General features: G+C 32.4%; 25 protein-coding genes. 8 read left to right on the top strand and 17 right to left on the bottom strand.

The features are described 5' to 3' along the window. Positions 1-17 precede the first annotated feature (17 nt). The 17 genes from AP058_RS13635 to AP058_RS16925 all read right to left on the bottom strand — a co-directional run bounded on the left by AP058_RS13635 (position 18) and on the right by AP058_RS16925 (position 17,018). Positions 18-1,640: a site-specific DNA-methyltransferase gene (locus AP058_RS13635; RefSeq protein ID WP_066311994.1), complete on the bottom strand. Its 1,623-nt coding sequence runs from the start codon at positions 1,638-1,640 to the stop codon at positions 18-20. Positions 1,641-1,929: 289 nt separating this feature from the next. Then, positions 1,930-2,922 (bottom strand): hypothetical protein, encoded by a 993-nt coding sequence (locus AP058_RS13630; RefSeq protein ID WP_066311992.1) that lies wholly within the window; start codon positions 2,920-2,922, stop codon positions 1,930-1,932. A gap of 286 nt (positions 2,923-3,208) precedes the next feature. Then, positions 3,209-3,433, bottom strand: coding sequence for a hypothetical protein (locus AP058_RS13625; protein ID WP_066311990.1), 225 nt, complete (start codon positions 3,431-3,433; stop codon positions 3,209-3,211). Positions 3,434-3,483: 50 nt separating this feature from the next. Continuing rightward, on the bottom strand, positions 3,484-4,074 hold the full coding sequence (locus AP058_RS13620; protein WP_066311988.1) for a ParA family protein: 591 nt from the start codon (positions 4,072-4,074) through the stop codon (positions 3,484-3,486). A 46-nt stretch (positions 4,075-4,120) separates the two neighbouring features. Further along, positions 4,121-5,851 (bottom strand): DUF5712 family protein, encoded by a 1,731-nt coding sequence (locus AP058_RS13615; RefSeq protein ID WP_066311985.1) that lies wholly within the window; start codon positions 5,849-5,851, stop codon positions 4,121-4,123. After that, positions 5,851-6,261 carry a hypothetical protein gene (locus AP058_RS13610; RefSeq protein ID WP_066311983.1) on the bottom strand — a complete coding sequence of 137 codons (411 nt, stop codon included), beginning with the start codon at positions 6,259-6,261 and terminating at the stop codon, positions 5,851-5,853. The genes AP058_RS13615 and AP058_RS13610 overlap by 1 nt, the downstream gene beginning before the upstream one ends. After that, the gene (locus AP058_RS13605) at positions 6,258-6,809 is read right to left on the bottom strand and encodes a BfmA/BtgA family mobilization protein (protein WP_066311981.1); all 552 of its coding nucleotides are present in this window, start codon (positions 6,807-6,809) and stop codon (positions 6,258-6,260) included. The genes AP058_RS13610 and AP058_RS13605 overlap by 4 nt, the downstream gene beginning before the upstream one ends. Before the next feature lie 176 nt (positions 6,810-6,985). Further along, positions 6,986-7,849 carry a toprim domain-containing protein gene (locus AP058_RS13600; protein WP_066311980.1) on the bottom strand — a complete coding sequence of 288 codons (864 nt, stop codon included), beginning with the start codon at positions 7,847-7,849 and terminating at the stop codon, positions 6,986-6,988. Positions 7,850-8,150: 301 nt separating this feature from the next. Then, the gene (locus tag AP058_RS13595) at positions 8,151-9,314 is read right to left on the bottom strand and encodes a VapE domain-containing protein (protein WP_066311979.1); all 1,164 of its coding nucleotides are present in this window, start codon (positions 9,312-9,314) and stop codon (positions 8,151-8,153) included. A gap of 100 nt (positions 9,315-9,414) precedes the next feature. After that, a complete protein-coding gene (locus AP058_RS16715; protein WP_082706665.1) occupies positions 9,415-9,696 on the bottom strand; it encodes a helix-turn-helix domain-containing protein in 282 nt (93 codons plus the stop codon). Positions 9,697-9,864: 168 nt separating this feature from the next. After that, complete coding sequence (locus AP058_RS13585) at positions 9,865-10,803, bottom strand: hypothetical protein (protein ID WP_157492733.1); 939 nt, start codon at positions 10,801-10,803, stop codon at positions 9,865-9,867. Positions 10,804-10,805: 2 nt separating this feature from the next. Beyond that, a complete protein-coding gene (locus AP058_RS13580) occupies positions 10,806-12,026 on the bottom strand; it encodes a site-specific integrase (protein WP_066311973.1) in 1,221 nt (406 codons plus the stop codon). 292 nt (positions 12,027-12,318) lie between these two features. Beyond that, a complete protein-coding gene (locus tag AP058_RS13575; RefSeq protein WP_066311972.1) occupies positions 12,319-12,522 on the bottom strand; it encodes a hypothetical protein in 204 nt (67 codons plus the stop codon). 115 nt (positions 12,523-12,637) lie between these two features. Continuing rightward, positions 12,638-13,339: an HAD family hydrolase gene (locus AP058_RS13570; protein ID WP_066311971.1), complete on the bottom strand. Its 702-nt coding sequence runs from the start codon at positions 13,337-13,339 to the stop codon at positions 12,638-12,640. A 297-nt stretch (positions 13,340-13,636) separates the two neighbouring features. After that, complete coding sequence (locus AP058_RS13565; protein ID WP_066311968.1) at positions 13,637-14,527, bottom strand: DMT family transporter; 891 nt, start codon at positions 14,525-14,527, stop codon at positions 13,637-13,639. Between the two features lie 165 nt (positions 14,528-14,692). Beyond that, complete coding sequence (gene metG / locus AP058_RS13560) at positions 14,693-16,783, bottom strand: methionine--tRNA ligase (protein ID WP_066311965.1); 2,091 nt, start codon at positions 16,781-16,783, stop codon at positions 14,693-14,695. Between the two features lie 73 nt (positions 16,784-16,856). Further along, positions 16,857-17,018, bottom strand: coding sequence for a hypothetical protein (locus AP058_RS16925; RefSeq protein ID WP_157492731.1), 162 nt, complete (start codon positions 17,016-17,018; stop codon positions 16,857-16,859). Positions 17,019-17,167: 149 nt separating this feature from the next. Here AP058_RS16925 and AP058_RS13555 point away from each other — a divergent pair, with 149 nt between their 5' ends. From AP058_RS13555 to AP058_RS13525, 8 genes are all read left to right on the top strand, one after another. After that, positions 17,168-17,479 (top strand): hypothetical protein, encoded by a 312-nt coding sequence (locus AP058_RS13555; RefSeq protein ID WP_066311963.1) that lies wholly within the window; start codon positions 17,168-17,170, stop codon positions 17,477-17,479. Positions 17,480-17,491: 12 nt separating this feature from the next. Further along, positions 17,492-17,914 carry a hypothetical protein gene (locus AP058_RS13550; RefSeq protein WP_231739662.1) on the top strand — a complete coding sequence of 141 codons (423 nt, stop codon included), beginning with the start codon at positions 17,492-17,494 and terminating at the stop codon, positions 17,912-17,914. A gap of 218 nt (positions 17,915-18,132) precedes the next feature. Further along, positions 18,133-18,360 (top strand): CDGSH iron-sulfur domain-containing protein, encoded by a 228-nt coding sequence (locus tag AP058_RS13545; protein ID WP_066311961.1) that lies wholly within the window; start codon positions 18,133-18,135, stop codon positions 18,358-18,360. A gap of 120 nt (positions 18,361-18,480) precedes the next feature. Further along, the gene (locus tag AP058_RS17020) at positions 18,481-18,651 is read left to right on the top strand and encodes a hypothetical protein (RefSeq protein ID WP_197413408.1); all 171 of its coding nucleotides are present in this window, start codon (positions 18,481-18,483) and stop codon (positions 18,649-18,651) included. A 222-nt stretch (positions 18,652-18,873) separates the two neighbouring features. Next, positions 18,874-19,413 carry a hypothetical protein gene (locus AP058_RS13540; RefSeq protein ID WP_066313470.1) on the top strand — a complete coding sequence of 180 codons (540 nt, stop codon included), beginning with the start codon at positions 18,874-18,876 and terminating at the stop codon, positions 19,411-19,413. 188 nt (positions 19,414-19,601) lie between these two features. Continuing rightward, entirely contained in the window at positions 19,602-20,873 is a 1,272-nt protein-coding gene (gene serS / locus AP058_RS13535; RefSeq protein WP_066311959.1) for a serine--tRNA ligase, read from the top strand. Between the two features lie 72 nt (positions 20,874-20,945). Continuing rightward, the gene (locus tag AP058_RS13530; protein WP_066311957.1) at positions 20,946-22,724 is read left to right on the top strand and encodes a tetratricopeptide repeat protein; all 1,779 of its coding nucleotides are present in this window, start codon (positions 20,946-20,948) and stop codon (positions 22,722-22,724) included. A 101-nt stretch (positions 22,725-22,825) separates the two neighbouring features. Beyond that, on the top strand, positions 22,826-23,137 hold the full coding sequence (locus AP058_RS13525) for a DUF4286 family protein (RefSeq protein ID WP_066311955.1): 312 nt from the start codon (positions 22,826-22,828) through the stop codon (positions 23,135-23,137). Positions 23,138-23,212: the final 75 nt, after the last annotated feature.

The following is a 23,212-nucleotide window of genomic DNA, read 5'->3' as shown; positions in this document are numbered from 1 at the left end:
GGTCGAATTTAACCATTTTAAAACCTTGTTATATCTCTTGGTATTTTCTTGAAGATAATATGATGCTTTAGCATAAAATCTTTTTCTAATAAGCAATTATCAGCATAAATGATATATTGACTGGCTTTGTGTTTTATTTTAGCCATAAAGTCATAATCTACTGTGGTTACGGCTTGTTTTGTGTAATAAAAATAATAATCGGTTTGGTCTTTTGTGCCAATGCGATAGTTGTCTTGTTCTAGGTTTTCAATGTTTGTAAATGCTGTTCTGGTTTCAGAATACCAAATGTATTTCAGGATATTTTCAATTCCTACGGCTTCGTTTAGTACATCTTCTTCGAGAAATAACGGTTCACCCAATTCATAATAATCAAAACTACCACCTGTGCCTTCTGTCCATTTGTTGGATTTTGCTCCCCCTTCGGGGGTCGGGGGGATTCCGTAGCCTTTGATTACTCTTTTGACTCGCTCGGCAGTAATGGTATCAGCATAATCCTCCATTTCTATCGTAATGAACTTTCTGTTTCCTCCATCTTGCTTGTTTAAGTTTAAGACGGCATGAGCTGTTGTCCCCGAACCTGCGAAGCTGTCGAGGATTATGGATTGTTTATCTGTAGATAATTCTAAAACTCGATTAATCAATTGATATGGTTTAGGACTGTCGAAGACATTACCCTCTATGATATTGTTCAATTCTTTTTTGCCTTCTTGGTTATGTGATACTTCATCATATTTCCAAATAGTCTGTGGAACTACACCGTCATTTACTTCTGATAAATATCTTTTTAACTGAGGTTTTCCATTGCCATCTTTTCCAAAATAAAATTTATTTTCAGCTAACATTAATTTAGACTTTTCCTCGTTGAAACGATAACAATTCCCTTGAGGAGGAAAATGTATTTTGCCATTATTTGGGTTTTTAATGCCAAAAACCCCTGATTGGGAGAAAGACTTTACTAATACGTTATCAGGTCTCCAAAGTCCACGACCATCTTTATCATTATATTTGTAAAATTTATTTTGTTTTTCGGTGCGAGGAGCAAGATTTAATCGCCATTTGTTTTTCGATTTAGCAAAAACAATTACGAAATCATGTGATGCGGAAAAGTATTTAGCATCATTTCTTGGAGAATAATTTTTTTCCCAAATAATATTCGTTACAAAATTTCTATTGCCAAAAATCTCATCACAGATTAATTTCAAATTAGCCTGTTCGTTATCATCAATACTGATGAAAATAGCACCATCATCTGCCAATAATTTATGTAATAATTTTAGTCTTGGGTACATCATACACAACCACTTATCGTGTCGGGTTAAATCTTCGCCATCTTTACCCACCACTTCGCCCAACCATTTTTTAATTTTCGGATGGTTTACGTTGTCGTTATATACCCAACTTTCGTTTCCGGTGTTATAAGGTGGGTCTATATAAATACATTTGATTTTGCCTTCATATTCGGGCAATAAGCTTTTTAAGGCTTCAAGATTGTCACCATGTATTATTTTGTTGCCACTGTTATTAGGTTCAGCTTGCTCCACACCATCCGTAAAACCGTATTGTGGTTCTAGTATTTTATAGGGTACATCTTGATGATGGTTGATTACTTTTTCTTTTCCAATCCAGTTTAATGTAGGCATTGTAATTCTTGTATTTTATTAAGTTGGGTAAAAATAGGATTTTATTGTTAAATGGTTACTATACTGACTTGTTTGGGTTGATTAAAATTGATTAAAGATGACTTTTTCTTTTATCAGGTTCTAAAGTTATTCCATAAAAGTTCTTGAGCTAATTCAAAAGGCTCAAAAGAATTTTTTGGAAATAACTTTTTGTTATTTTAACTGCAATTTAAATTGTTTCTAGAAAACTAGATTTATAGAATTGTAGAAATCTACTTTTCTATAAAAATACATTTTAAATAGTAAAACACTAAATCTTTTTGCTCGTTTCCTTCAAATAACTAGCAATGTTATTTTGCAATCTAATCGATTTTTCAGAGAATTTTATATTGGCAGGCAATAGCTCGAAATTCTCTATGGGCATCATCGTTAAATATAGATTTCCATTAGCTCTTTTCCATAGTCCATAAACATACTCAACTTCAGGCATAATAACTATTTCCTGATTGAATATAATAGTTCCTGAGTGCGCTGGACTATCTGGATAATTTTGATCTTTATTGGTAATAAGTTTAAATTTTAATTCATTGGTTTGAGCATCAATTTCAAATGAGCTTTTAGTAGCTTCTTTTTTGATTGAAATCTCATCTTTGAAACTAGGTAGTTTATCCAAATAATTATAATTCATGATCTCCTTCTTATTTGAGTCTCTTTGTAAACTCAAAAGATTATGTGATTCAAGAACTTCCAATGATTCAATAAATAACATCCATTTATCTTGACTTAATATGTTACGATAATGCTTTTTCAATTCCAAAAAAGTCATTTTGAAACAATTTTGTAACATACCTTTTTGAAAATTGGTGAGGTGCTGCCAATTTTTAGCTTCAATGCCTTTTTCTAAATTTTGATTTATTTTTTTTTGTTCTTGAACATTTTTCAAATGAGCTTCTTCTTGTTCTTTACTAATGCAAAAGCTGCACTTATATGTTGAATTAGAGCTTGTTGTAAAAGGTGCTTGATTTAAAATTGATTTAAAATCTGATCTGCTAGATACTTTCATATCATCAGATTTAGTACAAGACCCACAAGGAATAGAAAACAAAAGTAAACCACATGAGGAGATAAGTCCATTGAGCTGATTTTGAGAAATTTCAAAAGTTTTCATGATATTTTTAGCAGTACTTAAAAATTCCAAACTATCAAACTTCCAATACAATTCAATAATTGATTTTTCTCTTTCTGTACATTTTTCTGAAACTTGAACTCGAAGATTGGCGATTTTTTCGTTTGTATTTTCCATGAAGTTTATCAAAAAAGCGTGGAACTGTTTCTTGTAGTCACTATAGGTATCGCCAAACACCCGCACATCAAACAAGAACAGCCCACGCTAGGCATGGGCGTCTTAGTTTTGATATTAGCGTGCTATTAATTTTGGCGATTTTATAGTACTAATTCAAAAGCTAAACACTTTATATTTTTATTTTATAAAAGTATATTTTGTTACAGATTATATTGATTCCAAATTTAGTCAAAGTTTTTAAAGTGTAATATTTATTTAAAAATAATTCATGTGGTTTAGGTCGAATTTATGCAAGGAATGATTTTACAGCATCATTTACCAGTTGCTTCATACTTGTCTCTTCTTGCAAAGCTTTCAGTTTTAATTTTTTAAGAAGCTCTTTTTCCAAATAAAAAGAAAATTGAACTTCTTCTATTTCTTTGGTAATGACAGGGACAATTTTTTGAATTGCTTTTTGTTGATTGCTTGATTTCGCCTTATTAATTAGGTCATTGATATTTTGTTTTTCCATAATTATAGATTTGTATTTTTATAGATTTATAGAACTGTATTTTTCTATATTTATATTAGCTTGGTCAAAATTTCTTCTGTAAGTTGGTCTATCTGTTTTTGAGCATTTTTATCATTTGTAACCCCTTTTAAAAGAACTGAGCGGGTAAAAGCAACCAAATCACTAATATGTGTTTTAGCAATTTTCACGTTGTATTCTTCTAAGCCAATCAAAATATCTAGGGTTAGAGTCGTGTTTGGCTTTATCATATTAAAAACAATCAATGTATCCTCTGTTCTCTGCTCTTCTTCAATAATAGCAAGGGTGCTTTTTATAGCTAGCAAGTCTAGAATACCTGCTTTAGTTGGCACAATGATTAAATCTGCTACAGAAATTAATTTTGGTAAATGATTTGATAAATAGGGAGGTGTATCAATAAAAATAAAATCATATTCTAATTCTAAAATTTTTTCTACTTTTTCTGTATATGGAATAATTTCAAAATCTGTAACCAATTCTTTTAATTGGCTCAAACTTCCTTGTAAATCGAAATCCAATACGGCAACTCTAGAATTTGTAGCAAAATTTTGTACAAGATTAAAAGTAAGAGTGCTTTTACCAACTCCTCCCTTTTGGTGTGTTATTAATATAATTTTCGGCATGTTTTAAAATTTATAAGGTTATTTTTTTGAAAAGTTAGTTTAGTGATTAATAGCCAATGTCGTTGTTAATCGCCTTTACTATTTTAAAAGCTAGATCAATCGCACCTCTTGGCAAACTCGTAGGGATATTTGCAACAATACCGAGCTCCTTTTTTATGGATGCTACTGGGCTTATTTGTTGTTTTATTTCCGAAAGCCCCGTGTGCTTCATTAAGAACTGCGTAGCCTTTCCTTTTGCTTTTCCTGTTATTTGGTTTTTCAATCCTTTAATCTCTTTTTTCTCTTGGTTGTAATGATTGAAAGTTTGCTCTTTATGTCTATCGTACTCAAATTTAGTATCGAATACTTTTTCCCCTTTCTGAAAAAAAGCAGTTCTGTCAAAACCTATTTTTTCTCCGTGCTGTGTTCTGCTCTCCTTGGCATTAGCAAGTGGCGAAAGTGAAATTTTGTTTCTTGGGTTTTTCATAGTTTTGTCATGGCGTGAAACGACTACGTGAGCGTGAATTTGAATCCCACCTTTCTTGTCGCCAGCTTCAATGATTTTTCCTGTTTCTTTATCTCTATGCAGATTCTCCTTTAGCATTTTAATTTCTTTTTTATCTCCATTAGTTTTTTCTAACTTATTGATTTGATCAATGGTATTTTTGTTTTGAACAGCAAATTTATCATTCGCCTTGTAGGTTCTTGAATTTTCAATTTTTCCATACCAAAGCAAATCATCGCCTGTCATTGGTCTAGTGGATAAATCAAATCCTTTTTTGTGTGCTAACTTCTGATAAATCCTTTCTTTTTCCTTTCCAAATTCCTTATCAATCGCTTTCTGTATTGCAGTGTTTGTCTTTTCTTTTAGCAAATGTTCGGATACAAAATAGTCGCCTTTTTTTAGGATCAAGTCTTTTTCGTTAATTGAATAAGTAAGTGGTTCTTTGAATCTTTGGTCTTGTATCGAGAAATTAAAAACTTTGTCTTTGTTTTTCAATTCAGCAACATCTTTAAAATCAGCTTTTATTGTACTCAAAGTATTTTTATCAATCACTTCGTTTACTTTGGCATTGTATAAATTTTCGGGAAGCTTATAATTCCCATTTTCTTGAAGTTGCAAAGCGGTTTTAGGAACAAAAACAGTTGCTTTTCCTTTTTCTTCTAAATCCAATTGAATTAAAGCTGATTTTCCTTTCTGTTCAATGATCTGAATGTTATTTACTTCAATCCATTGCTTGGATTTTGATTCCTCTTTAGTGTCAACTTCAATTCCCTTTTCTTTAAGATAGTCTCCAAATATTTGATCCGTTTCTGAATTTAATTCTTTTTTCTCAACGGTATTAGGGAGCTTTTCTTCATTGCAATAGATTTCCCTACCAAAGTTAGTGGCATATTCATTCATCAAATCTTTGGTGTAAAGTTTCATCTGAATTTTCATTAATTCCTCTTTTTGTTCAATATAGTATAAGTTTTCCCTATTGGATTCTTCATAAAACCCTCTTTTGTCCAGTTCATTAATGGCTAAACTTTCCATGTGTGCCAACTCTTTAGCGCTTGGAGAAATATTGAGCATATAAAAATTAGAACTCTCAAAATTTTGAGAACCTCGATTCGTGTCAATGTCTCGAAGTACTTTTGTTCCTTCAATTCCAGTACTAGCCTTACTACATTGGAATTCTGAATTGAAAAATTTTTCGTTGGATTCTTGTAATTGATTTTCCTTTTCCAAGTATTCAATCAAATTAGAACAGGATGCGCTTCCTGATGCTTGATGTGCTGTAAATGAAATATGCATTATTCAGCTTTTAAATTTTCTCGAACAACTATTAAGCTATCGAGTTTAATGATTATTCTACTTTTTATTATTTCTTTCTTTTTGCGTGTAGCTTTAAACGTTTTAAGGGCATTAAGCATTCCATAGCAATCGTTTATTTCTTCTTGTACTAGTGTTGCTTTTTCTTTTGCTTGCTCTTCTTGTCCCTTTTTAAAATCATTTATTACTAAAATTAGAAATATAAATAGCAATAGTGCTACAATGAAATAACCAATATACTTCCACATTTTTTGTCTGTCAACATCCAAAAACATATTGCTAAAAAAAACAGAAAGTGATTTTGTTTTTGATTTTTTAATTTCTTGTTCTGAAATTATAATTGGTTCTTCTTTTTGATTTTCGGGAAACAAAACCCCTCTTTTTAATTTCATAATAATGCGATGTAATTGACAATATTTTCTAACTCGTATTCTTCTAAATTGATAATTGGATAATTTTTTCCTTGTAGATTTTCAATTGATAAATTCTCACTTATTCTTTTTAAAATCCGTGAAGTTTCTTGAAGGTTTTTTTTCAGTTCGTCTATTTCCTTTTGTTTCAAATTAAGTTTTTCATATACATCAATTTCTTCTTTTTTGGACTTTTCTTTAGAACTGAGTTTTAAATCTATTTCGGATATTTTTCGGTTAATTGGTATGAAATATTCTTTTTCAATTGCACCATGTCGCTTGCGTAAACTTTGAGAATCGGTCTTTATAAATTCTTTTAAAAGCATCAATTCTACCTTTAAAATTTTTTCAAGTTCATTAAAAGAATTGGCTGTTTTTACTCCAATTTTATCTTTAGGCGAAAGGTTATTTTCTTCAAAAAAATTACAGATTTGTATAATACATTCACTGGCTGTAGTGAATTTCTGCTTAGTATTTAGTTCATCAAATTTATTTTTAGCTTCTACGCTTATTCTTATATCTTTTCTCATTGTCCTACGTTTTGTGGTACGTTTAATTTAATAATCAACTGTTTTCCTGCCTTCATTTTTCAATTGTGGTATAAGTTGTGGTACTCTTATTAAATCGAACAAAAACACACCTTGAAAATCAGTACTTTATAATAGATTCACGCTACTGCGTGAATCCCTCTTGCTATTTCTAAACTTTATATAAAACCCTCATTCAAACCTACCGCTATATGATATTCGTTAAGGTCTTTAAATCCTTTATACATTGTTCTACAATCTTGAGCTGTTGGAAATTGGTTTAGAATTAAACTAGTGTATTTGTCTCCTGCTTCATCATTATCGAGGTACAATTCAATTGCGGTATAATTCGACAAAATAGATATGTTTTTGTTCAATAAAGCCACTGAATTTAAAATCAAATAATCGGTTTTTTCTTTTTCTAAATTTTCAATATTTACAAAAGACAAGTAATCAAAATAGCCCTCGAAAACCTTTAATTTATTTGAATTATTTGATATTAGTGTGATGTCTTTTTTTAATAAACAGAGCTTTGCATATTTATTTCGGACTTCAAATCCTTCACTACTATTTTCAAAACTAAGAGCGAAATATTTTTTCTCTTGAATCGAATAATGAATTTCTTTTAGCTGTTTTACACTTCTAAATTTTGTTATTCCTCTTTGGTTTAAATACTGAATTAATGCTGAATGTTGAATAGGTATTATTTTAATTATAGTCGGAATGTTTTCGTTTTTTATTTCACCGATTTCGGATATTTGCTTTTGAAAAGAAAAAGAGAAATTAAAATCTTTAAGATAAGACAAAGCTTCACTTATGCTACATTCTGTTTTTTTTATTACAAAATCTAATGTGTTTCCTCCGCAACCAGTAGAATGACAATACCACCGATTAATTTTTTGATTGATTTTAAATGACGGTGTTTTCTCTGTGGAAAAAGGACTAAAATACCATAAATCGGAACCGCTAACTTTTTGAGGAAATATTCCCATTTTACTTAACACATGTTCTACTGGAATTGTCTTTGCTTTTTGTGCATTCATCTTTTTTTTTGTTTCAATAGCAATTAATTCTAAACTGTTTTTCTTGATTTCATCTTACCTAGTTACCTAAGTCAACGGTAGCAAGGGCGGTAATATGATTTGTACTCTTTTTTCATCTTACCTATCTTACGTAAGGTTTTATTAAACTATTAATTAATAGGCAGTTACTTCTTTAGGTAAGCTAGGTAACTTTAGGTAAGAAGTAATTATATTAAGTTACCTAAATAGACATCTTTGTTTACAACGGTTTAAAGCCTTTTAGGTAACTAGGTAAGATAAAAACAACAATTCTTGTTGAGATTTAGTTAATGGGGAATAATGGTAATGTTTTAACCATATATCCATAAACTTGGCGCTCCCTATCTTTTATTCTTTCAAATCCTAATCCAGTCATGGCTTTGCCAATGTTAACATGATTGAGTCTTTGGTATTTTATTGATAAATAGTGCAATACATCACTAGAGGTCATAAATTGTACGTCCATTTCTTCTATGGGTATTTTGAAGTACTTACTTATAATTTCATGTTCTGCAGAAAGGGTTGTGTATTTGGAATTTCGTTTTTCATTGTCTTGCACATCTTTAAAAGATAATTCACAATCAAAATCTGTTTTTGAGAGTGCATAGGCTTGTTCCCAAACCTTATTGATGTCAATTTCCTTTTTATAAGCAAAATTTATCGGCTTGGTAAGCTCAAAACATAACCATCGAACACTTCCTGTTTCATCATTTAAAAAAGTTGCCATATTAGTACTCCCAATGAATGAACAAACACGTGGAAGAATACTGTTCTTACGGTCATAAGGCAAGCGTTCGTTTATTATCGTTTTAGAAAAATAAGATTTCAATTGATTAATGTCTTTTTTTGATAAAACGGCAAGCTCGTCCAAATTGACCAAAAAGTTTTTTGCGAGCAAAATTCGTGCATCTTTATCGTTCGAAATATCCTCAGCAATATAATTTGCCAATTCAGGTGGACACATAAAGCGACAAAGAGTACTTTTTCCACTTGACTGTCCTTTATGAGAAAATATTAAGGCTTGCTTGTTGAAGTAATCATCTTCAAAAACACATTTTACACATCGTACACACCATTTAAGAAAATGATATTCAAATTGCTTGTTATCGGATGTAGTTACATAATTAGCAAGGTTTTGGATGTGTGGATGTTTATCCCATTGAGGTAGATTCATAAAATAATTTTTTATAGGATTGAAATTCTCTACAAATTCACTTCTTAATATTGCTAATAGGTTTGTAATCGAAATTCGAATGCCTTTTTTTTGTAATTCTATATACAGTGAATTTTCATTTACAGGCTTGAATTGTTTACTGTTTTTGGGCTTGCACTCAACTTCGAGGGCTATCTCATTGTATCTAAACTCATATCTTTCAGATAAATACTTTTCGGTTATGTCGAATATATTTGAAACAAAACCATTGTTTTTTTTCTGTTTATCTTCCATTAAACTATTTTGATATGGAAAACTTTGCTTAAATTTGCATTGTCTTCGATTAAACATTTATAGACGTAAAGGCTTTTGGTGAGTGTTTTACGTCTATTTTTTATTTATGATTGTTTCTTCTTCCATATTCTAGAAGTTCTGTTGGAGAGTAGTAATACCTACCATTATAATTGTAATGGGGTAAATCTTTTTCGTTGCGCCAAGCAATGATTGTGGGGAGTGAGATTTTTAGAAACTTTGAAGCTTCTTTTTGGGAAATTAAATCTTCGGGTTTAGCTTCTTTGGCCGTGTTTGTAAGTTGGAAATTTTGTATTTTATTGAGAATTATTTCTACAACTTTTTCTAAATCTTGTTTACTGTGGGAATACAATTGTACAGACATAATTTTACTTTTTTTTAATTAGTATTAATCGTTTTTTCAATGCTGTAAAATTGAAAATAAAAAAAGCATTAAATTTTAAAATCTTTAAAATTTAAGTCTAACTAATTGAAAAATAGATATTTATTTGTTTTTATTTTGGTTTTAGGAACCTGTCTTTTTTATAGTTTTTTAGTAGTTTTCTATTGTTTTTAGTTTAAAATGATTAGGGATTATCCTGTGTATTATTTCGCTAATTTGTTTATTCGTCCAATTTGCCATTTCATCATTTCGCTTTGGAGTAAGTGATTTTTTAATAATTTTTATGTTGTTTGCTATAAAGTCTGTATCTATATTTTCTTTATAAACAATACATTTCCCTTTTCTGTTTTGGAAGATATGACTAACAAATTTTCTTATTTCTTGTTTTTCGTATTCTGACAGAACTTTATCTCCTTTAAACCCTCTAATTATATCATCAATTATATTTCCAGTTGTATAATCTCTTAATATAATTTTATTAAATATTGTTTCATTCTTTTCTGATTTTAGAATACTTAAATCTTGATTTTTATTGTTTTGTATTAATTCAAAAATATCATCTACAAGTAATGAAAATAATGCAATTGGAGAATAATCTGTAAATGTTTTTGCAGAATAAGAATGTTGTATTAAAAAATAATCTTCGCCTAACCTATATAAAACATCTGTTAAACTGCTTATTATTATTGATTCAATATTACAGAGGTTAATATTTTCGCATTTTTTAATATCATTTATGATAAAGTTTACCCATTCATCTTTGTGAAATAAAAAAGGGGAAATTCCAAGGAAAAAAGGATTATCAATAATTGTAGTTTTTTTAGTTCTTGAATAAGCTTCAAAAGGATATAATCCAAAACAATGTATGATGGTATGTTTTAGGGAATCTATAACATAATTAAATCGAGTTAAAAATTCATATTTATAGTCCTCTATCCAATAACCATGTAAGTCCGTCGAATTTATAATACTTCTTAATTTTTTTTCCTCAATTTTAAAATAGATAAGACGATCGATGGTATTGTATTTTTTTCCTTTTTTAAGGATTTTCTCTAATATGACTGTTAAGCTACGTTCATCTTTATACATGATTAATTCCATTTGTTCATTTGTTCGTCTGTATATTCTTCCGTAATTTTCATGTATTTGTCCAAAACAGCATCTTTCTTTATGTTGGCAATTTTTTTAATCGCCTTTGGCTCCATTCCTAATAGTAGCGAATTGGTTATAAACGTTTTACGTGCAGTATGACTAGTGATTAATTCATATTTAGGTACTGTGTTCTGAATCTTCTTCGTTCCTGTAAACCCTGTTGTAGTTGTAGGTTTATTTATTTTGACAATCTCACAGCATTCTTTGATGTAGTCATTAAACTTTTGCTGAGATATACTTGGTAGAGGCTCGTAGATGGTGTCTTTGTATTTTCTTAAAATCTGTTTAGAGTATTTATTTAAACTGATTATGTGATTCTGTGTTTTGGTTTTTTGAATTGAAATGTTAATGTGGTTTTCTGTAATATTAGCTTTGTGAAGTTGAGATAAATCAGAAAATCGAAGTCCAGTAAAACATCCCATACAATAAAAATCTTTAGTATGATTTAATCTAGAGTTTTCAAAATCACGGTTATATAGTAGCATCAATTCATCGAATGTTAGATAAATTATATCCACATCGTGTTCAATACCTTTAAATTTCTCGAATTCTCTGTTAGTGTGGTAATTTTTGTCTAATGCCCATCTTGAAAATGACTTTAGTACAGCTATTATTTTTGCGAAGTAATTGTTTTTAATTTCTTTTTTTAAAAAAGAGTATCTCATTAGTTCTTCATAAAAAAAACCGTCTAATTTTTCAAATGTGATGATAAATCCAGTTTCATCTTCAAACATTTTTAAAAAGTTCTTTATTGTAGTTTGTGCTTTTATGGTATTATAAGCTTTTGATAATTTGCCAGAAGTTAAGTATTCCTCAAAACATTCGAAAAAATCAATTTTTGACTTTGAATTACTTTGTTTGGATTCAAATTTTTCTAGAAATGTGTCTTTTGAAAAGGGTATTTTATTAGCTCTGAAAAAGAAAAAAATATCGTTCACTTTAGATTCAATTTTTTGTAATTCATCATTAATGAATTGGTAATTGTTATCTTCTTCCTTTTTCAAATTTGGCTTTACACGCGAACCTGTCCAGTATGATTCTTTGGTGCTAAAACCTGCATTTTTTCTTATTCTTATTCCTTCAGCTCTAATAACAAATTGAATTGGTATTAGTCCATTTGCTGTAGCTTTCTCTTTTCTTAGTTCAAAAATTACTTTCATTCGAGTTAAAACGAATTAAATTAAAATAAAGGGTGGTCAAAAGGGTGGCTAAATTTGAATTTAAAATGAAAAAAATCATATGAAAAAATCAAATTCGAACTTTGTTTAGCGCAAATATAGTAATAAAAGCAAGTTAAAAACAGATAAAATCAATTAAAAAATTATGGTACTCCGGCTCCGGGTACTTAAAAACCTCGTAATCTTTTGATTGCGAGGTTTTTTGCTTTTACAGATTTCCAGAACAAAAAAGTCCGAACCAATGGTGCGGACTTTTTAATGTACTTATGTTTTATTACGCTACTTTCTCGATTAAATCGAACATTGGGCATCTTGAACAGCGCTTTTTTTCGCTCTTTTTATATTTTTCACAACAAGTCGATTTGCATTTATCGGATTTTTTCATCTCGCCAAGAAGTTCTGTCTTTTTATCCTTTTTCTTTTCTTTTTTCTTGTCGGACGATTTATCCTTGTCTTTTGATTTTTCTTTCTTGCTCAAAATCTATTGCTTTAATTATAAGGCAAATATAAAATAATTAATCTTATTTTTATGCATTCTAAATAAACTTTAACTTTTGAAAATTAAATTTTTAAAAGTTGCGATACTTTACTATTTATGTAAATAAAGATAAAACGGCTGTTACATTAGGTAATGTCTTGAAATTTTCATGCACTACTTTATGATTGATTTTTTCGTGCTCCCAAGTGGTATGAAAAGGAATGTGAACTGCCGAACCTCCAATTTCTAAAACAGGTAAAACATCTGATTTTAGCGAATTGCCAATCATTAAAAATTCATTTGGTTGGATATCAAGACGTTTAAGTAACTTCTCGTAATCCATCTCTTTTTTGTCCGACATTACTTCGATATGGTGAAAATAAGCGCCCAAACCAGAACGGTGCAATTTGCTGTGTTGGTCTTTGAGGTCACCTTTGGTCGCCACAACCAACTTGTATTTTCCATGTAATGCTTGCAATGTTTCTTCGACACCTTCTAACAATTCGATAGGTTTGTCTAGCAATTCTTTTCCGTACTGCATGATTTTAGAGACCACTTCAATCGGAATCGTACTATTAGAAATACTAATCGCCGCTTCGATCATCGATAGAATATACCCTTTAATGCCGTAACCATACAAAGGTAAATTTGCGATTTCTGTTTTAAACAATTCTTGCGACAGACCTTGATGCGACAGATAATCTTCCATCAAAGCACAAAATTTTTCTTCGGTTTGCTGAAAATAGGGTTCATTTACAAATAAAGTATCGTCGGCATCAAAAGCAATTACTTTTAAATTTGGAATTCTAGCTGTCATATATAAAGGTGGGATTTTTGATTTTTCTCTAAAGTAAGAAAATCAATTAAAACAAACGAATTAGAAAGTGACTTTCACATTATTTTAAGTGGAATAAGAGAGTTTGCTTTAGAGCTTATTTCTAACATATAGGGACATAGCTTTCTTTAGCCTAGTTTTAGGTGTTTCATATTTTTAAAGGTGGATAGTAATCTATGTTAAAGAAATATATTTCTCTAATTAGATTCTTTTTTGCACATACCCTATGTTTTTATTTGTTTGATAAAACGGAGTAAAATCCGCGTAACCTTCGCAAGTTTATTCCTTCTTCGAAAAAATACTTTTTAAAGAAATTGGTGCCTCAAAAAAGGTGATTCGAATTCCGAAAAGTAAAATAATTCCGCCGACAATCATTTGAAGGGTAATTTGTTCATCCAGAAACAACCACGCCAAAATAGCCGTCAAAATAGCTTGTCCCAACAAACTTAAAGAAACTCTTGTGGCACGCATATTCTGTGTCGCGTAACTGATCAACAACCAAGCAGCCAATTGACAAACCACCGCTTGAATAACCAGAACGCCCCAACCCGCATTAGAAAACCCGCTAAAAGGTTCGTTGGCAATCCAACAGACAAATCCCAAATAAATGGAAGATGCTATTAAACTCAACGTCATAAACGAGAGTACATCAACTTCAGACAAAATATTTTTGCTGACCAATAAATAAACAGCATATAACATTCCAGATAAAACGGCCAAAAGAAAAGCACGGTCAAAATCGAGATTGGCAAAAAAATGAAAACCCACAAAAGTGACCATCCCAAAAATTGCAACTAAGGTTCCGAGCCAAAAGTTGCGTTTGGGTTTGTTGGTCAAGAATAAAAAGGAACCTATTCCCACCCAAACGGGAGATAAGTTGGTTAATAAAGAGGCTTGAGTGGCACTAGATTCTTGAATAGCGATATTCCAAACGGCAACATCTGAAGCAAAAATTATTCCGCACAAAACCGACAATACAATCATTTTTACTGAAGGCATATTGAGTTTTTTGGTCAAAAGCACATATGGCAACAGCAGCAAGATTGAAAAGGTCATTCTGTAAAAAGCCGAAATTAATCCAGGCGTTAAATTCAATTTGACCAATGTTGGAAAAATGGAGATGCAAAGGATGCCAATGGCCAGCGCTGCTCTTGGTTTCGAGTTTGTCATTATTTTTTACATTACGTAGTTTCAGGTTCTAATAAATTGAAAATTCATTTTTACTTAAATTACTATAGTTTTTCTATAGCCGATATTGCTATGCGTTTAAAACGAAACAGTCGCTTCAAATGGTATGAAACGACTGTTGCTTATTTTATTTAAAAACTATAAAATTTAATTTATTGTTTCGCCATTGTCAGCGCCATCCGTATCTGGATTCACAAAAACCAGTTTCCCTTCGGCATTGGTAGTCATCAAAATCATTCCCTGACTTTCTACACCGCGCAACGCTCTTGGCGCAAGGTTCACTAGAACGGTTACTTTTTTGCCAATAATATCTTCGGGTTTAAAACTTTCGGCAATTCCCGAAACAATGGTACGAACATCAATTCCAGTATCTACTTTCAATACCAACAATTTGTTTGCTTTTGGCATTTTTTCGGCTTCTAATATTGTTCCTACACGCAAATCCATTTTAGAAAAATCTTCAAACTGAATTAATTCTTTTTGTGGTTCCGCTTTTTTATTCTCGGCTATGTTGGCTGTTTTTGTTGCTTCCAATTTATCAATTTGTTTCTGAATTTCCTCGTCTTCAATTTTAGCGAAAAGCAATTCTGCTTCACCAATTTGATGTCCAGAAGGAATCAATTCGTCGAATTCGCTAACATTTGTCCAAGTTAATTTCCCTTGGTTATTTAATATTTTGTTCAATTTTGTAGCAGTAAATGGCAAAAATGGTTCAGCCAAAACACTCAAAGCTGCAGCAATTTGCAATGCAATGTACATTTGTGTTTTTACGCGCTCTGGATTGTCTTTCATTACTTTCCAAGGCTCTTCATCGGCCAAATATTTATTTCCGATACGCGCGACATTCATAAATTCACCCAACGCTTCACGAAAACGGTAGCGTTCGATAGAACTAGAAATCACGGCAGGATAGGCTTTTAATTCTGCTAAAACTGTTTCATCTACTTCCGTTAATTCGTTTGGAGTTGGAATAAATCCGTCGTAATATTTATTGGTTAAAACTACCACACGATTGATAAAATTTCCAAGAATAGCTACCAATTCGTTATTATTTCTAGCTTGAAAATCCTTCCAAGTAAAATCATTATCCTTTGATTCAGGTGCATTTGAAGTTAACGAATAACGCAATACATCTTGCTTGTCTGGAAACTCTTCTAAATATTCGTGCAACCAAACTGCCCAGTTTTTAGAAGTCGATAATTTATTTCCTTCTAAGTTTAAAAATTCATTTGCAGGCACATTGTCTGGCAAAATAAAACTTCCCTCGGCTTTCAACATCGCAGGAAAAATAATGCAATGAAATACAATATTGTCTTTTCCGATAAAATGAACCAATTTCGTATCTTCATTTTTCCAGTACGGCTCCCAATCTTTTCCTTCGCGAGCTGCCCATTCTTTAGTTGAAGAAATGTAGCCAATTGGCGCATCAAACCAAACGTATAATTTTTTTCCTTCAGCACCTTCTACCGGAACATCAATTCCCCAATCTAGGTCACGCGTTACTGCGCGAGGCTCTAAACCTCCGTCAATCCACGATTTTACTTGACCGTAAACGTTAGGTTTCCAGTCGTTTTTATGACCTTCCAAAATCCATTCTCTCAAAAAAGAATCGTATTCATTCAAAGGTAAAAACCAATGTTTGGTCGATTTCATTACTGGCGTTTCACCTGTAATCGTCGATTTCGGATTGATTAAATCAGTCGCATTCAGAGACGAACCACATTTTTCACATTGGTCACCGTATGCTTCTTCGTTGCCACATTTTGGACAAGTTCCTACCACAAAACGATCTGCCAAAAACTGATCTGCTTTTGCATCATACAATTGTTCCGTAACTTCTTCTATGAAATCACCGTTATCGTATAATTTTTTAAAAAATTCCTGAGCCGTATCATGGTGAATTTTAGCCGAAGTTCTCGAATAATTATCAAATGAAATTCCGAAGTCAATAAACGATTTTCTAATAATACCGTCGTATTTATCAATAACTTGCTGTGGCGTAATGCCTTCTTTTTTAGCTTTCATCGAAATAGCCACACCGTGTTCATCGCTTCCGCAAATGAACGCAACATCTTTTCCTTGCAAACGCAAATAGCGCGAATAAATATCGGCTGGCACGTAAACGCCCGCCAAATGTCCAATATGAATCGGCCCGTTCGTATACGGTAAAGCAGCAGTAATGGTATATCTTTTAGCTTCGCGCGATTCGGCGTTGCCTCGATCCGGATTTTGTATCATTTTTCAATTTTATTGAGTGCAAAAATAAGCAATAGAAACGAGAGTTTTAAAGTTTTTTAAGGAGCTATTCCAGCTATCCGCTACAATCTTTTGTGGCGAACCCCGCCACAAAAGGATTTTCACTTCTATCTGGGCTAGGGTTGCTCGTCCATTTTCTCAAATTTTCTTTAATAACACCTTTTTCTGAACTAGAAAAGATACGGTTTTCGATAAAACTCGGCATTCTCTTGCTCATAAAAATCCAGCAATTTCTGATCCGCTCTCGTCAAACGAGTATTATTCCCTAACTTTGAATGTAGTTCAAAAAAAAGATTGAATCTCATTTAAATTGCGACTGTCGGCTGTTGCAAAAAAACATTTAAAAGAATTTAGAATACATAATTTATGAGTAAATCGTATATCAAGTGTTTGGAGTGCAATACCATTAATTTAAATAAGGAAAATTGCAGCAACTGTGGCGCTATATTAGATTTGGTTCTGAAGCGCAAAATCGAAAACGAAAAGAAAATTCAGCAAAAAATAGTTGAAAAAGAAAAAGAAGAACCAAGCCGAATTAGTACATTCCTAAAAAAAGGAGCAACGCACAAAAATGGTTTCATACGTTCTGTTTTTCAAACTGCTGATGCAATTTGGACGTTCTTCGCCATGGTTTTTGGTGGATTCATTGCAGCACTCATCGCATCAGCAGCGGGTTAAAGTGAAATAAAAATGCTTGAAAAAAATTCAAAAGTCGCAATTTTTACAAAAAAATCTAATTTTCCCAACTATGGAAGGATTGCTTATTTGGCAATGGCGCTTATCGCTTCGACAATTTATCTACTGCAAAAACAAGCTATAGTTTTGCCAGCATTGATCAATAATTATGTCAACGATTTGCTGTGTCTTCCGCTAGTCCTAGGTGCGATTACATTCGCGATTCGACTCCTGAAAAAAGATCCTTTTTTTACGCTCTCTATTGTTTTTGTCATTGTAATGACTTGCTTTTATTCAATTTATTTCGAATATTATCTTCCCCAAATTAATTCAAGATATACCGCAGATTGGATTGACGTCTTTTTATATTTTTCGGGTGGAATTGCTTATTATTGTTGTGAAAAACGCTTGACATTACACAAAGCGCGGCAAAGTTAACACAGCGCTTCACCAGAGTTTTTTCTATAAATCTAGCATGTATTCATTTTAGTGCATTCAGATTTCAAAAGTAACTGCGGGATTCTTTGTCAAACCTTTTAGCATCTCTGCGACAAAAACGCGAAACAACAACTTTAAATTAGAATTATTTTAAACTACTGCTGGTTTTACATTCTTCGTGATATATTTTCAATCTTTGTTTAAAACACCAATATATTATGAGCACAACAAAACTGACGATCAATAAAAACGGATCTATAAAAATAGACGGTGATTTCGAAATTACCGATGCCAACGGAAATGTTTACAACTTGCAAGGAAGAAAAGCTTTAGGTCTATGTCGTTGCGGATTATCTGCAAACAAACCTTTTTGCGATGGTTCACACCGAAATGGTTTTGAGCACGATGCAGTTGCATTTGAATTACCACCATTAAAAACCAAATAAGAACGTTTGTTTTCTTATCAAATAAATTAAAGGCTGCATTACTAAGTAATGCAGCTTTTTTTATTTCTGCTCTAACTATTCATTTATCTTTGCAATTGTAACTCAACAAGATTGTAAAGCATGGCAAAAGGACCCGAAAAAAACACTAAAAATAAGACGTTACATACCAAATTACTCAATCGAAAAAACGCTAAAATTCAAGCTGATAAAAAAGCGAGAGCGCAACAATTGAAAGCCTTAGTTGCGAAAATGAATGAGCAAAAGAATACTGACGAAGCGGAAAATAAATAAATTGGAACGTGTTTTCTATGTACTAAAACGTAAAGAATTTGTGCTAATCTGAGTGATTTGCTGTTAAAAATCATTTTTATCACTAAAGCAATTCCAAAAAAATTGGTACTAATCTGCGAAAAAAAAATAGGTGTTTTAATCTTATTCATCTACAGCATAAAACATTTTATTTCTCCAATTATTTCTCCGAAATTTGCAATCAACTCTTTAAAACAAACTCAAATGGAATTCGGAAGCATCATTATTTCAGAAACAGCAGCAGCAAGTGAAAATCCGCAAGATGTGGTCAACTCCAATATTTCGGTAATTAACTTAATGCGCGAAGAAAAAATTGATGACGATTTGATTCACGAAGATTCCTTGACGAGTTATTATTTAGATTATTACGCATCCAACTATACGGAAGGTAACTTTGCACAATTTGTGTATAATTCGCAATGGAACACTGAATTAAACGAACTTATCGAAGAAGGATTGGCCTTAATTGGAGCCGAAAAACACTTGGAATTGTTTCAAGCGCAATGCAAAAAAGTCCGATTGATGAGCAGTGTAAAACGCGATAAATTCTTCAAAGGAAAATTAGAAGGGGTTAATCCGATTCGAGATCTAATGAACAACGACACTTATTTTGAATTAGAAGAGAATTTGGTAGCCTTAAATGCCGCTTTTCTTTTAAATCATCCCGATACCGAAATACTTTCAGTAGATGAAATGTTTGCGGCATTAGAAGAATTTGTGGGACACGAAATTAAGAGAGAATAGTTATACACGAGGAGTTGTTTCGCAAAGAGCTGCAAAGAAAAAGCGCAAAGTTAAGCTGAGTTTTGGATACATTTTAGCGAATCTCTGAGTAACTTTTGCGAGTCTCAGTGAAATCTTTTTTTACAACAACTTTATCTCGTAAGTACCAAACATTTCCTTAAATTTGCTACCGTTATAAAAAATAAACTATGTTACAAATTACATTTATTAGAGAAAATCAGGAGCAAGTAATCAAGGCTTTGGCAAAACGAAATTTCGATGCCCAAAGTGTTGTTGAAGAAGTGGTTCAACTGGACGAAAAGCGTCGTGCTACGCAAGTAGAATTAGACACTGTTTTATCCGAATCTAATAGATTGTCCAAAGACATTGGCGAATTGATGAAATCTGGAGAAAAAGCCAAAGCGGCCATTTTAAAAGAGAAAACCGTTGTATTAAAAGAAAAAAGTAAAGATTTATCAGATAAAGCAGAGGCGTTGGCTTTTGCATTGACTCAAAAATTATATACGTTACCCAACCTCCCGGCCGAAATTGTTCCCGAAGGAAAAACACCCGAGGAGAACCTAAATGTGTATCAACAAGGAGAAATTCCTGTTTTGCATGAAGGAGCGATGCCACATTGGGAATTGGTAAAAAAATACGACATCATCGATTTCGAATTAGGAACAAAAATAACAGGCGCTGGTTTCCCAGTTTATAAAGGAAAAGGAGCGCGTTTGCAAAGGGCGTTGATCAATTATTTTTTAGATAAAAATACCGAAGCAGGTTATACCGAAGTGCAAGTGCCACTGTTAGTAAACGAAGCTTCAGGTTACGGTACAGGACAATTGCCAGACAAAGAAGGGCAAATGTACCACTCGACTATAGACGATTTATATTTGATTCCGACTGCTGAAGTTCCGGTGACTAATATGTACCGCGACGTAATTATAAACGAAAGTGATTTGCCAATTTTAAATACGGCTTATACGCCTTGTTTCCGTCGCGAAGCAGGTTCTTACGGAGCGCACGTTCGTGGATTGAATCGTTTGCACCAATTTGATAAGGTCGAAATTGTACGAATAGAACACCCAGAGAACTCATACAAAGCGTTAGACGGAATGGTAGAACATGTTCAAGGAATTTTACAAGAACTAAAATTGCCGTACCGAATTTTACGTTTGTGCGGTGGCGATATGGGTTTCACGGCAGCATTGACTTACGATTTTGAATTGTTTTCTACAGCGCAAGAACGTTGGTTAGAAATTAGTTCGGTTTCTAATTTTGAAACTTTTCAGGCAAATCGTCTGAAATTGCGTTTCAAAGACAAAGACGGTAAAAACCAATTGGCGCATACATTGAACGGAAGTTCATTAGCATTACCACGAGTTTTGGCTGGAATTCTAGAAAATTACCAAACGCCTGAAGGAATTGTAATTCCAGAAGTATTGCGTCCGTACTGCGGATTTGACATTATAGACTAACTTTATAGCAAAACCTAACAGACTTCAAAATCGGTTAGGTTTTTTTAAGCCACAACATTTTAAAAACCGAATATGAAAAACATTTTTATCTATATCGTTTTGTTGTGGTCTACACTTTCCTTCGCTCAAAACGAGCAGCTCGCTCAATATTATTACGAAAGAGGCGATTTTGAAAAAGCTAAACTTAGTTATGAAGAGTTGCTGGCAAATAGTCCTTCTAATACTCAATATTTTCTTAGAACTGTCGACTGTTACCAACAATTGCAGCAGTACGACTTGGCTGAGAAAACCATTCAATCTAGATACAGCAGATACAAACAGGGAACTTTGTTGATCGAATTGGGTTACAATTACCAACTGCAAAAAGACGAGAAGAAAGCCAACAGTTACTACAATCAAGCTTTAGAGAAAATTACCCAGAAGCCGAATGAAGTTTTCGGAATCGCGAATTCATTTGAGAAAAAAGTATTGTTGGATTATGCATTAAAAGCCTATCAAACGGCTTCGACTATTCAGCCCAATTATAATTTTAATTTTCAAATTGGTCTTTTATACGGACAACTAGGCAAAACAGATTTGATGATTGAAACCTTGTTGACAGAATCTTTTCAAAGCCAACAAAACAGCAATTTGATTCAGAGTCAATTGGCGCGCTTTATGAGCGATGATATTGACACTGGTTTTAGAGATGCCTTGCGAAAAGCATTAATTTTGCGCACCCAAAAAGACCAAGATGTATATTGGAACCACTATTTGAGTTGGTTTTATGTGCAACAACAAGAATTCTCGAAGGCATTTATTCAAGAAAAAGCAATTTATAAACGCGAACCCGAATCGTTGGCAAGTATCATCAATTTAGCCCAATTTGCTTTAGATGAAGACGATGAAGAAGTAGCACGTAAAATTTTGACTTTTGTAATCGCAAATTCCAAGGATTTGGATGTTTTGGTACAAGCCAACACCAAATTAATGAAGATTAAAATTGAAGAGGCTACGTACAAAGAATTTCCTGCGATTGATGCAGAATTAACGGGACTGCTTTCTAAATTTGAAATTAGTCCGTTTACCTTATCTTTGCAGCTGATTCAGGCACATTTTGTTGCATTTAACTTGAAGAAACCCGAAGAAGCTAGAACCATTATTAAAAATGCGATGGATCTGCCTTTAAACAATTATCAGATAGCAGAAGCTAAAATGGAACTGGCAGATATCTTACTTTTCGAAGAGAAATTCAATCAAGCTTTACTGTATTATTCGCAAATCGAATTGGATTTAAAAAATGATGTTGTAGCGCACGAAGCGAGTTTAAAAGCTGCAAAAACGAGCTATTTTAAAACGGATTTTGTTTGGGCATTAAAACAATTTAAAACCCTAAAGTCGGCCAGTACACAATTGATTGCAAATGATGCGTTAGAATATTTTTTATTGATCAATGACAATACTGTTGCTGATTCTACGCAAGTGGCTTTAAAAGCCTTCGCCAAAGGTGATTATTTGTTATACCAAAACAGAAAACAAGAAGCAATTGTTCAGTTTCAGTTGGTTTTAAATCAATTTAAAGGAAATGAAATAGAAACTGTTACGTTGTTGCGATTAGGGCAAACCCATGAAAGTTTGAAACAATACGATTTAGCTTTGGCGCAATTTCAATTGATAATTGACCACCACAGTGATGGAATTTATGCAGATGAAGCGCTGTTTTTTTCGGCAGAAATTTACAATGAAAAGCTGCAAAATCCAGAAAAGGCAAAGCCATTATACGAGAAGATCATTTTTAATCATCAAGATAGTATTTATTTTGTCGAAGCAAGAAAGACCTACCGAACCATAAGAGGTGATACAAATTTATAATTCTGCAAAAGTAAAGAGAAGATTTTATAGGGTACGATTAAAAAGAATAAGATAAGAAATAATTAACCTTCAGAAAACAGAAGGATTGAAATATAAAAAAAATGATAATTTACAACGTTACTACCAATATACAAGAAAGCATACACGACCAATGGTTGACTTGGATGCAGCAAAAGCACATTCCTGAAATTTTGGCAACCAATACTTTTTCGTCAGCACGAATTGTAAAAGTTTTGGTTGAAGAAGAAATGGGCGGCGTGACTTATTCGGTACAATATGTAGCCGACAGTAAGGAAACCTTAGAAAAATACTACCAAGAACACCAAGCGCAATTTCAACAAGAAGCGATGCAGTTATTTGCAGACAAAATACTTTCTTTCCGAACGGAATTGGAAGTAATTTCCGAGCATTAATTTCTAAGAAGACAACAGAAGAACGAGTAAAGAATAAAGAAAATACAAAAGACCTTTGCAGCAGCATGACTTTGC

The sequence above is a fragment of the Flavobacterium sp. TAB 87 genome, assembly GCF_001529295.1.
Classification (GTDB): Bacteria; Bacteroidota; Bacteroidia; order Flavobacteriales; family Flavobacteriaceae; genus Flavobacterium.
The sequence above is the reverse complement of the archived record's forward strand: the minus strand, read 5'-3'. Positions and strand labels throughout refer to the sequence as shown.